The organism is Salinibacterium sp. VpJ6 (genome assembly GCF_059767345.1).
The window spans coordinates 1587894-1599689 of the sequence record NZ_JBSOQL010000001.1; the positions used below are offsets into that span (position 1 = coordinate 1587894).

The window sequence follows — 11796 nt, forward strand, 5'->3', positions numbered from 1 at the left end:
ACTCAGGCAAGGACGAATAAACTCACACTATGCTGGCCGAGCGAGAGTACGGGGTTTCCCCTTGCCTATAAGAGTCTTTAGCGCCGCCATCGCGCTCGGTCTCGGGCTCACGCTCGCCGTGAGCGGAGCCAGTGCCGCACCCGCCGTCAGCGACGTTGCGGCGGTTACTACGGCATCCGCGGAGACCAACGTCGCCGTCATGGCTCCGATGACGGTGCCCGCGGGCAATGGCGGCATCCTCGATGCGCAAACCCTCGCCGAGTACACCGAGCCCCTTGGTTTACTCACTCGTCAATTGGATGCCGTAGCCGGTAAGCCCGTTGCGATCGCTATTGATCCGATGATTCTGGCCTCCATTCGCGTCCTGGGTACGAGTGCTCCTGAGTCAGCTCGTTCTTGGTTGGAGCGCCTCTCGCTCATCAGCAACGACGTCGTTCCGCTGCCCTATGCGCATGCGGATGTCACGCTCGCTACTCAGAGTGGTCTCGAGTCAACTCCCGACCCCATTTCCTTCGACTTTGCGCTCGATGAAGCAAATTTCGCCGAGGCTGAAACGGATGCCGCTGAGCCTGCTCCGACCGCCACTGCTGATCCCTTGGATGACGCCGTAACCACGATTACCGGTTACCCCACGACCGAACAGCTTCTCGACTGGGACTACGCGATCGATGGTTTCCTTCGCCCCCGCACAGACACTGTCATCGCAAGCGACCTCACTGCCTTCACTGAAAGTGGCTTCAGCACCATCGTGTTGTCGTCTACGAATGTTTCACGAAAAACAGGCGCTGGTGCTGTAACCACCATCGACGGTGTCACGGCGCTCATTTCCGACGCCACCGCATCCGCGGCAATGGACAACGCCCTCGGTTCCACTCTCGACCGCGATGTCACCGCCGCAGACACTGCCCTCAGTCAAGCTGTACTGGATGCTGGTGCGGCTCAAACGGCGGGAACGGCGTCCGTTCTCATCGCCATCGATCACTCGCTCGAAGTGAGTTCTGCGCGGCTCGACGCGGCACTCGCCACCCTCACGGCAAGCCCTTCCATCACGATCATCTCGCTGACGGAGTTGGCCAGCGGAACGCCAACGGCAGCCACGATCGCGGACATGCCGCAGTCGGAAGCACGTATCGGGGATGTGACTCGCTTGTTCAATGCGGCCCGAGCCGAACGCTCCTTCTTCTCTGTCGCCGAAGACCCCGACTCACTCGCAGCCGAACGTCGCCTCGCTCTGCTGGATGTCTTGGGCACCATGCCCACGGAGGACCCTTCTGACTGGCTCACTCAAGTGAACCGCTTTCTGGTCGACTCCCGTGACATTCGCAACGCCGTTACCGTAGTGGAGGCCAGCAACTTCCTGCTCGTCGCTGACAACGGCTACCTGCCTGTATCCGTGAGCAACGACCTCAACCAAGCTGTCACCGTCTACATCACGGTTGATCCCCGCACCGGACTCCTCGCGGTGGGAGATGAGCTTGTAGAACTCCGCATCGAAGCGAACTCCCAAGCCAAAGGTGAGATCCCGGTTCAATCGCTCTCCAACGGTGTCGTGGATGTCGAGATCAGCCTGACTAGCAGCAACGGCACAACCATCGGGTCGACCACGGTCAGTGAGATCAACGTGCAAGCCGGTTGGGAGACACCCATTGTGCTCTCGTTCGCCGCGATAGTCGTCGTGATCTTTGCTGTCGGCCTTGTTCGCAGCATCGTTCGCCGCAGAAAGCCAGAAGATGACTAATCAGCCCGGTCCCGAAGCCGAGCCAGAACCAGGCGTGCCCTCCGCCTCGGTGGGGCTACCCGATCAGAAGCCATCGACGATCGGTCGGGCGAGCGCTCTGCTTGCCTCGGGAACTTTCGTGTCGCGAATTCTGGGGTTTCTAAGCGCACTGCTGCTTGCCCGCACACTGGGCATCACAGGTACGGGTGCAGACGCTTACGGCATTGCCAACCAGTTGCCCAAGAGCGTCTACGCGATCGTTGCGGGGGGCATGTTGAGCGCGGTTATCGTGCCGCAGATCGTTCGCGCGGCCATCCACAAAGATGGCGGCCAAAAATTTATCAACCGTCTCGTAACTCTCGGCATTGTCATTTTCGTCGCAGTGACTATCGCAGCAACTTTCAGCGCTCCGCTGTTGGTCGACCTCTACACCCAAAGCAGCGAGACCTTTGGCGCTGAAGAAATGGCCCTCGCCACGGCGTTTGCCTATTGGTGCCTGCCTCAGATCCTCTTTTACGCGTTGTATTCGCTTCTCGGTGAGGTACTGAACGCCCGTGGCAAGTTCGGGCCATTTACCTGGGCTCCTGTCGCCAACAACGTGGTCATGGTCACCGGCCTGGTCATCTTCCAATTCATCTTTGGCAGTGCCGACGGTCTCGCCTCGACCGAGTGGACCCCCGACATGATTGCGCTGCTCGCCGGCAGTGCCACGCTCGGCATCGTTGTACAGGCCACCCTGCTGGGGTACTTCTGGCACCGCGCCGGCCTGCGCTACCGCCCCGAGTTCCAGTGGCGAGGCGTGGGCCTCGGCAACGCAGGCAAGGCGGCAGCGTGGACCTTCGGCATGATCTTGGTCACCCAGGTCGGCGCCGTCGTGGAAACAAATGTTGCGTCACTGGCCTCAGCGTCTGACAACGCTTCAGTGTTTGCCATGAGTACTGCGTGGCTCATTTTCATGCTCCCGCATTCGGTCATCGCCGTCTCAATCGGCATGGCTTACTTCACGCGGATGAGCGGGCATGCGAGAGATCAAGACCTCGTTGCGATGCGGTCCGACGTCTCAGGAGCACTTCGCTCCATCCTCATGTTGCTCGTGTTTGCCGCAATCGGTCTGATCGTTATTGCCTTCCCGTTCAGCGCCCTCTTCGGCAACGATCACGATCAGGTCGTCTCGCTCTCTGGCGTGCTCATGATCTACCTCGTCGGACTCGTGCCATTCAGCATGATGTACGTGCTGCAGCGCGTGTTCTACTCCTTCGAAGACACCCGCACTCCCTTCTTCTTACAGAGCTTCCAAGTGGTTCTCTACATTTGTGGTGCCCTGTTCGTCTCCACACTCCCCGTGGAGCGCATTGCGATGGGGCTCGCGACCGCGATCACGATTTCCGGAACGATCCAGACCACGGTGGCTCTCTTCGTGATTCGCAAACGCGTACCTGGCTTCGAACTGCTTCCTCTGCTGCGTCGCATTCTGTGGTTTGCCGCAGCCATGATTCCGGCCGCCGGAGTCGGCTACGGCATCCTGATGCTGCTGGGCGGATTCGGTGAGGGCTCATTCGTCGTCTCCGGCTTCGCAGGCGGCTTCGCTTCCATCGCCATTACGGGTACAGCAATGCTCGCTGTATACGCAGCGGTACTCGCTCTCACCAAGAACGATGAGTTCTTTGCCTTCGTGCGCCCGATCATGTCGCGACTCACTCGTCGCTAAACGGACGCGCAGACGGGCCCGCAAACGCCTCCGCTCCGCTTCGCGTCACGCAGCCTCCTAGCGAACGAAAGCGAACTAAAAGAGCCTCGGCTACGAACATTCTGTAGCTAGCCCGCACGCCACAGCCGCTCGGAATACTCCGTAGCTAGGATGTGTTGAACCGGGTAATCACAATCCCAAGGAGACACGAAAAGTGCGCCAACTCATCATCATCGGATCCGGCCCGGCCGGCTACACCGCTGCGATCTATGCGGCGCGCGCAAACCTCGCGCCGCTGGTGATTGCTAGTTCAGTCGAGGCCGGTGGTGAGCTCATGAAGACCACCGAGATCGAGAACTACCCCGGATTCGCCAACGGCATCCAGGGCCCTGACCTCATGCTCGAAATGCAGAAGCAGGCCGAACGCTTCGGCGCCGAGATCGTTCTCGACGACGTGACCGACCTCCAGCTCGAAGGCCAGGTCAAGAAGGTCACCCTCGGCAACGGCGACGTCCACGAAGCACTCGCTGTGGTGTTCGCGACCGGTTCTGCCTACCGCAAGCTCGGCCTTGCTGACGAAGAGCGCCTCAGCGGCTATGGAGTGTCATGGTGCGCCACGTGCGACGGCTTCTTCTTCCGCCAGAAGACGATTGCGGTTGTCGGCGGGGGAGACTCGGCCATGGAGGAAGCAACCTTCCTCACCAAGTTTGCCGAGAAGGTTTACGTTGTTCACCGCAAGGATGAGCTGCGTGCCTCCAAGGCCATGCAGGAGCGCGCCTTCAGCGATCCTAAGATCGAATTCGTCTGGAACAAGGCTGTAACCGGCATTACCGGTTCCGACCTCGTGGACGGTATCGACCTCACGGACACCGTTGATGGTTCCACTTCTCACCTCGATGTCAGCGGTCTTTTCATTGCTATCGGCGCCGACCCCCGCACGCACCTCGTGCACGGTCAGCTCGACATCAACGCTGACGGAACAGTGGCCGTGGATGGTCGTTCCTCTCGCACCAACATCACCGGAGTTTTCGCAGCCGGCGACGTCATCGACCCGACCTACCGTCAAGCAGTCACAGCCGCCGGTTCCGGCACCGTTGCTGCGCTCGATGCGGAGCACTACCTCGCATCGCTGCCGCGCGAACTCGTCGCCAGCGCAGTACAGCCCCCAGAACCCGCAGCGCCCGTCGCCGCCACCGTCTAATCGTTTCACCGAACAAAGGAACACAACATGTCTTCAGCAACAGATGTAACCGACGCTAACTTCGAAGAGATCGTCATCAACTCAGGGGAGACCATCATGGTCGACTTCTGGGCTGAGTGGTGTGGTCCCTGTCGCCAGGTTGGCCCCATCCTCGATCAGATCGCTGCGGAAAACTCCGACAAGATCAAGATCGTCAAGCTGAACGTTGACGACAACCCGCAGATGGCGATGAAGTACCAGATCACCTCCATCCCCGCGATGAAGGTCTTCAAGGGTGGCGAGGTCGTCAAGACCGTTATCGGCGCCAAGCCGAAGCCCGCGATTGAAGCAGACCTCGCAGAGTTTCTGGCGTAAAGCTTCGTCTCTGCCGAGAGCCTCCGGCATCCACTATTCGGTGGGTGTACGGAGGCTTTCGTAGTTAACGCCGGTCAAGCGTTCGGATTCGACCCAGAGTTTGCGGGCGTCGACCTCAGAATGCGAGGCCGCGTTCGACTCGACCAGTACAGGGGCGCCGCGGTATTCCTTGCGGCCGCCAGGGCCGAAGTAGTCGCCGCCGTTCGCCTGCGGGTCTGTCGCAGCCCGCAGCGACGGGCGAGCGCCCTGCTTGGGGGTCTGGATCCCCAGAAATACCAACGGCTTAAGCGGGCGCAGATACCAGCGGTTGAACAAGTGGTCGGCGAGCCCGGTTCCGGCAGTTCCCGGATGCGCGGCTACCGAAATCGCGTCGACACCGGCTGCCCCGAACATGCGCTGCAGCTCGTAGGCGAAGAGCAGATTGGCGAGTTTAGAACGGCCGTACGCAGCACGGGGAGTGTAGGAGCCGTTCTGAAACATCAGGTTCCCGAACTCCATGAATCCCCAGCGGTGGGCAACGCTCGAGAGACTCACCACACGTGCACCGGGGGTGGCTCGGATGAGGTCGAGCAGGTGCCCTGTGAGAGCGAAGTGCCCGAGATGGTTGGTGCCGAGCTGCGATTCGAAGCCATCGATCGTGAGCTGGGCATCCGTCATCATGATTCCGGCGTTGTTGATCAGCAGGTCGAGACGGGAATGTTTCCCGTGAAACATCTCGCTAAAACGTCGCACTGATTCCAAGTCTGCAAGATCGAGAAGCATGGTCTCGAGTGAGACGTCGCCCAGGCCCGCCTGCAACGTGGCAACAGTCGATTGAGCCTTAGCCTCGCTGCGCATAGTCATCACTACATGGGCGCCGGCTTTGAGCAGCGCACGACTCGTTTCTAGCCCCAGCCCCGAGTTGGCACCCGTCACAATCGCAACTTTTCCAGAGAGATCTCCGAGGTCGGCTTCGGTCCAGTTGGTGCGAGCGTTCATCGTCAACTTTCGTAGGGATATAGAGGAGCGAGACAGGGGAGGGCGTAGACAATTTGCCGCTCTGCTCACTGTAGAACCGCGGAGCTCGTCAACGAATTCCGTGGATGGTGCTGCGAAGGTGATTCGGAGCCGCGGCCGCCGTAGATTGTGCGCGCGCACTTCGAAATGAAGGCTCAGTTTCGGGTCAGAACCCTCGAACGCCTATTGTTTAAAGTCAACCGAACGGGACTACCCATGACAACACAGCCAAACAACCTCGACCAGTGGTTCGACCACTACGCCGATCGCGCCTCAGGACTCGCCGCCTCTGAAGTACGAGCGTTGTTTGCCGTGGCCTCACGGCCCGAAGTTGTGTCGCTTGCTGGCGGCATGCCGTACGTCTCAGCGCTGCCCCAGGACCTCGTCACAGAGTCAATCGACCGCGTCATGCGCGATCGTGGGCCGGCCGCTCTCCAGTACGGCTCAGGGCAGGGTCTCCCGGCGCTACGTGAGCAGATCCTCGACGTGATGGCACTCGAGGGCATCCGTGCCAGCGTCGATGATGTCGTTGTCACTACGGGCTCTCAGCACGCTCTTGAGCTCGTCACAAAGCTTTTCATCAACCCCGGTGACGTCGTAATCGCCGAGGGGCCGAGCTACGTCACCGCCATGGTTGTCTTCAAGTCGTTCCAGGCTGAGATCACCCACGTCGAGATGGATGAATTCGGGCTTGTTCCCGATTCACTCCGCGCTCACATCGCCTCGGTACGTGCCGCGGGTAAGACGATCAAGTTCCTGTATACGGTGCCCACCTTTAGCAACCCTGCCGGTGTCACCCTGAGCTGGCAACGTCGGCTCGAAGTGCTCGAGATCGCGCGCGAAAACGGCATCCTCGTTCTCGAAGATAACCCTTATGGACTCCTCTATTTCGATGGTCCTCCGCCCCACGCGATGCGTTCCGTCGAAGAAGATGGCGTCATCTACCTCGGCACGTTCTCCAAGACTCTCGCCCCGGGCTTCCGCGTGGGCTGGGTCCTCGCGCCCCACGCAATTAGAGAGAAACTCATTTTGGCGAATGAGGCTGCAGTGTTGTCCCCGAGTTCGTTCACCCAGAACATCATTAGCGAGTACATGAGCGTCGCCGACTGGAAGGGTCAGATCGATACCTTCCGCGGGGTCTACCGCGAACGTCGTGACGCCATGTTGGGCGCCCTCGGCGATTACCTCCCCGATCTTGAGTGGACAGTGCCTAACGGTGGGTTCTACATCTGGGTCACGCTGCCCGACAACCTTGATTCCAAGGCGATGTTGCCTCGTGCCGTGAAGGAACTAGTGGCCTACACCCCTGGCACCGCCTTCTACGCGGATGGAAATGGGCGCAGCAATATGCGTCTGTCGTTCTGCTATCCGACCCCCGATTTCATTCGCGAGGGCATTCGCCGGCTTTCTACTGTGATCAACGGTGAACTCGAGCTTCTCAACACCTTCTCGCAGACAGCTCCTTTGACGGTGTCGCCCCCTGCGCCATCGATGATCAACCCTCCAGCCAACCTCAGCTAGGAACATCATGAACGATTCACCCACCCGCGTACTCGTTCTAGCTGGCGGAATCTCGCATGAACGGGACGTTTCGCTGCGTTCCGGTCGCCGTGTCGCTGATGGCCTCCACGCTCAGGGCAAGATCGTCGAACTCCGAGACCCGGATGCGTCGTTGCTGCCCTATCTGCGTGAGGCTAAGCCGGACGTTGTCTGGCCTGCACTCCACGGCGCAAGTGGAGAAGACGGCGCCCTGCGCGGACTCCTCGACCTGATCGGCATTCCCTACGTGGGATCGCGAGCGGACGCAGCGCGTTTGGCATGGGATAAGCCCACCGCCAAGTCGCTTGTATCTCGTGTTGGAGTTCGCACCCCACTGTCGATCGCTTTGTCTCGCGATTCCTTCCGCGAACTGGGTGCTCACAGCATCTTGGACGAGCTTGCCGATGAATTGTCGGGGGAGTTGGTTGTGAAGCCAGCGCAGGGTGGATCAGCGCAGGGCGTTTCCATCGTGACGGACCGTGCCGATCTTCCGAGCGCCATGGTCAACGCTTACAACTATTGCGACGTAGCTCTCATCGAACAACGCATTACCGGAGTCGAGATCGCTATCGGCATCCTCGACAGCGGCATGGGTCCAGTCGCGCTTCCCGCCGTGGAGATCGATCCGGTCGAAGGGGCCTACACTTTCGAGGCTCGGTATAACGCTGGTCAGACACGCTTTTACACCCCGGCTCGCATATCGCAGGAGCACGCGGATCGCGCCGCTGAAGCAGCACTCGCAGCACATTCCGCTCTCGGACTTCGTCACTTGTCGCGCGTAGACCTCATCGTGGATCGCGCCGGAACGCCCTGGTTCCTCGAGGCAAACGTGCTGCCCGGCCTCACCGAAACTTCGATTCTGCCGCAGGCTTTGGTGGCCGCGGGCCACGATCTCGGCTGGGTTTATGCCGCCCTCGCCGACATCGCAATGGAGAACTAGAGCACCTCAGCAAGCCCCACGGAGCAAGCAGCATTGCAGAGTTGGCTTCCAACGGCGCTCCTCGTTCAAGACTCGTCCGCATGCTAGCGCGCTGTTATACACAGGCCTATCCACAGCGGTAGATGCCATGTTTCACGTGGAACATAGCTGGGGTGAGGCCCGGTTATCCACAGGTAGTGCACACCCTGCACACACTCGGCCACGTCGACTTCAGTGCGCCGCGTCTCGCGACTAGCGTCTCGCGACTAGCGACTAGCGACTAGCGACTAGCGACTAGCGACTAGCGACTAGCGACTAGCGACTAGCGACTAGCGACTAGCGACTAGCGACTAGCGAAGTTTCACGTGAAACATGCTCGGCGCGAACCTCGGTTGCAGACAGGCGCATGCTCGTCATTTCACACAACCAACCACGATCGGTCGCACCCAGCTGCCAGTGAAAGTGCCGGCTGCCACCTGCCGTCTACCAGTGCAAATACAAGCGGTGCCAACCGCTGAGCCCGGGGAGTCAGCCGCAGTTTTCTCAGTGACATCCACGTCAACGAAAACCCACGACACACATGGACGGGGCGATCAACGTGACTGCCACGACGAGACCCGTCTACCGATACAGCGAGCGAGGCTTTGAGTCGCGCGTAAACCGTTCGTTCACTGTTCCTCGTGCTGGCGCTAAGGTTCGCTGCGATCACAATCCGGCGACCGCACGCATTCCTCGCCCCACGGCTCACCGCCATACTGGACAGCAGTGCACTTAGCTAACGGGCTCCCGCGGGGGAGTGGTCCTGAATGCTCTCTAAGAGCTGAAACCCGTGTCGCCCAGTTCCTCGAGGATGCGGTTGAGGTCAGCCACGGTAGCGAAGTCGATGACGACCTGGCCCTTACTGGCTCCGAGGGTTACTTTCACCCGGGTGTTCAGTCGGTCGCCTAAGCGCTCAGCAATCTCATCGAGATGGCCCTGCTTCTTGCCGCGAGACGGCTTAACGCGCGGAGGCTTGGTTGAAAGCGATCCTGCTGCGGCTTCCGCTGCGCGCACGGAGAGCTCTTCATTGACGATTTTCTCCGCCAAACGCTCCATTCCGGCGCTGTCAGGAAGCGATAGGAGCGCTCGAGCGTGTCCTGCGGTGAGAACTCCAGCCGCTACTCGGCGCTGAACGCTTTCTGGAAGGCGCAGAAGACGCATTGTGTTCGTAATTTGCGGGCGAGAACGGCCAATTCGCTCCGCAAGCTGTTCCTGGGTGATCCCAAAATCGGCGAGAAGCTGCTGGTAGGCGGATGCTTCTTCCAACGGATTAAGGTTAGCGCGGTGGAGGTTCTCGAGAAGAGCGTCGCGAAGCATGTCTTCATCAGCAGTACTCTTGATGACAGCCGGAATGCTTGCAAGCCCGAGGTGCTTGGTCGCGCGAAGGCGACGTTCACCCATGATCAGTTCGTATTGCGGCCCACCTTCGACCGCACCGATAAGAGGGCGAACCACGATCGGCTGAAGAACACCAATCTCGCGGATCGAGACAATTAGTTCCTCTAGCTCTTCCTGACGGAACTCACTACGCGGTTGACGCGAGTTGGGAACGATGTCGAGAGGGGACAGGCTCGCGAGGCGCGCACCCGGAACGGAGCGCAGTCGCTCGGGAGCGATCTCGCCGCCGGGAAAGAATACGTCGACAGGACGCTCTTGGTTCTCATCCGCGGAAGGAATCAGCGCGCCAATTCCCCGACCCAAACCAGTTCGTTTTGGTGCTGCCATTATTTGGGTGCTCCTCGATGTGCGATCTCCGCTGCCGCTTCAAGATAGGAAAGCGATCCAGGGGAGTTCTGGTCGTAGCTGATCACACTCTGGCCGTAGCTAGGTGCCTCAGAAATCCGAACCGAGCGGGGGATGAGAGTAGTCAGCACCTGCTTGGGGAAGTGAGCACGCACATCATCGACCACCTGATTAGCAAGATTGGTGCGAGAGTCGTACATGGTCATTAAGATCGTGGACACTCGCAGTCGCGGGTTCAGATGACGCTCGATCAGTTTGATGTTGTTGAGAAGCTGACTCAGACCCTCAAGCGCGTAGTACTCGCACTGAATTGGAATGAGAACTTCTTGAGCCGCGACGAAAGCGTTGATGGTGAGAAGGCCCAGTGACGGCGGACAGTCGATGAAGACGTAATGGAACGGCTCGGGAGTCTCCGAAAGGAACGTATCGAGCGCTGAGCGAAGCCGTTGTTCGCGGGCAACGAGAGAAACGAGCTCGATCTCGGCACCAGCCAGATGGATCGTAGCCGGCACACAGTACAGCGCGTCGAATTCAGGACTCTTCTGTATGACATCTGCCATCGGCACGTCGTTGATCATGACGTCGTAGACGCTTGATGTCTCCGAACGGTGCTCAACACCCACGGCAGTGGACGCATTTCCCTGAGGATCAAGATCGATCACAAGAACGCGGGCACCTGTGCGGGCCAGAGCAGCAGCCAAGTTAACCGTGGATGTGGTCTTTCCAACCCCACCCTTTTGGTTCGCTACCGTGAAAACTCGTGGCGAGGAGGGGAGGGGTAGGGAGGCTGATGCAACAGCCTGTCGACGACGAGTGAGATCCGCAATCTCCCGCGCAAGCGGCGTGGTTTCATCGAACGACTTACCTTGTTCGTTGACTTCGCTTTCGGGATGTTTCACGTGAAACTTTCTCTCAGACTGCTGTAAAAACGGGGAAGACTGGTAGCGGCAATAGTGACTGCCGAATTAGTCCACTCTAGCCCGAAAGACCCTTGTGATCTCCGGCGTGATGCCTTCACCTAGAACGAGAGACTCCACATCCTTGAGGCGGGCCTTGCGAATGACCTTCGCGGCAGCCTCTATCTCTTCGTCAATGCGCGCACCCTTCATGAACACCATCTCACCGCCGGGGGCAAGGAGGTGCTCTGTGGAGGGGATCAACTTAGAAAGCGCAGTGACAGCACGCGCAGTGATCTGCGTGAGAGCTTCAGCGTAAGGAGCATCCTGTGAACGAGAGCGGTCGACAACGACATTCGACAACCCGAGGCGATCAACTTCAGCATTGAGCCAGTCAACCCGGCGTTCCATGGGTTCGATAAGAACGAAGTTCACATCAGGGCGAGCGATTGCTAGAACTAGACCAGGAAGACCCGCGCCACTGCCAATGTCACCGACGAGCCCCGGTCGAAGCAGGGGAGCGACAAGCACGCAATTCACAATATGACGCGACCACAAACGGGGAACCTCTAGGGGACCGATAAGACCAAGCTCTTCACCTCGAAGAGCCAAGCTCTCGGTGTACGCGCGCGCTAGATCAATACGCGAGCCAAATAGCTCAGCCGCAATCTCAGGCTCTTGTTGGAGCACTACTCCGTCGGTCAA

Annotated in this window: 10 protein-coding genes; 6 read left to right on the forward strand and 4 right to left on the reverse strand. The window is 59.4% G+C overall.

What is annotated here, in order from left to right; all coding sequences use genetic code 11:
- The first annotated feature begins 61 nt into the window (after window positions 1-61).
- From ACWTV1_RS07830 to trxA, 4 genes are all read left to right on the forward strand, one after another.
- Window positions 62-1738: a DUF6049 family protein gene (locus ACWTV1_RS07830; protein WP_498504801.1), complete on the forward strand. Its 1677-nt coding sequence runs from the start codon at window positions 62-64 to the stop codon at window positions 1736-1738.
- The gene (gene murJ, locus ACWTV1_RS07835; RefSeq protein WP_498504802.1) at window positions 1731-3425 is read left to right on the forward strand and encodes a murein biosynthesis integral membrane protein MurJ; all 1695 of its coding nucleotides are present in this window, start codon (window positions 1731-1733) and stop codon (window positions 3423-3425) included. The genes ACWTV1_RS07830 and murJ overlap by 8 nt, the downstream gene beginning before the upstream one ends.
- 193 nt (window positions 3426-3618) lie before the next feature.
- Window positions 3619-4605: a thioredoxin-disulfide reductase gene (gene trxB, locus ACWTV1_RS07840; RefSeq protein WP_100387792.1), complete on the forward strand. Its 987-nt coding sequence runs from the start codon at window positions 3619-3621 to the stop codon at window positions 4603-4605.
- A 27-nt stretch (window positions 4606-4632) separates the two neighbouring features.
- The gene (gene trxA, locus ACWTV1_RS07845) at window positions 4633-4959 is read left to right on the forward strand and encodes a thioredoxin (protein WP_100387791.1); all 327 of its coding nucleotides are present in this window, start codon (window positions 4633-4635) and stop codon (window positions 4957-4959) included.
- Window positions 4960-4992: 33 nt separating this feature from the next.
- Here trxA and ACWTV1_RS07850 read toward each other — a convergent pair whose 3' ends face one another.
- Window positions 4993-5937 (reverse strand): oxidoreductase, encoded by a 945-nt coding sequence (locus tag ACWTV1_RS07850; protein ID WP_498504803.1) that lies wholly within the window; start codon window positions 5935-5937, stop codon window positions 4993-4995.
- Window positions 5938-6171: 234 nt separating this feature from the next.
- Here ACWTV1_RS07850 and ACWTV1_RS07855 point away from each other — a divergent pair, with 234 nt between their 5' ends.
- Window positions 6172-7476 carry an aminotransferase-like domain-containing protein gene (locus tag ACWTV1_RS07855; RefSeq protein WP_100387789.1) on the forward strand — a complete coding sequence of 435 codons (1305 nt, stop codon included), beginning with the start codon at window positions 6172-6174 and terminating at the stop codon, window positions 7474-7476.
- A gap of 7 nt (window positions 7477-7483) precedes the next feature.
- On the forward strand, window positions 7484-8434 hold the full coding sequence (locus ACWTV1_RS07860; RefSeq protein ID WP_498504804.1) for a D-alanine--D-alanine ligase family protein: 951 nt from the start codon (window positions 7484-7486) through the stop codon (window positions 8432-8434).
- Between the two features lie 792 nt (window positions 8435-9226).
- Here ACWTV1_RS07860 and ACWTV1_RS07865 read toward each other — a convergent pair.
- From ACWTV1_RS07865 to rsmG, 3 genes are all read right to left on the reverse strand, one after another.
- Entirely contained in the window at window positions 9227-10177 is a 951-nt protein-coding gene (locus ACWTV1_RS07865) for a ParB/RepB/Spo0J family partition protein (protein WP_498504805.1), read from the reverse strand.
- On the reverse strand, window positions 10177-11094 hold the full coding sequence (locus ACWTV1_RS07870) for a ParA family protein (RefSeq protein ID WP_498504806.1): 918 nt from the start codon (window positions 11092-11094) through the stop codon (window positions 10177-10179). The genes ACWTV1_RS07865 and ACWTV1_RS07870 overlap by 1 nt, the downstream gene beginning before the upstream one ends.
- A gap of 66 nt (window positions 11095-11160) precedes the next feature.
- Entirely contained in the window at window positions 11161-11796 is a 636-nt protein-coding gene (gene rsmG, locus ACWTV1_RS07875; protein ID WP_498504807.1) for a 16S rRNA (guanine(527)-N(7))-methyltransferase RsmG, read from the reverse strand.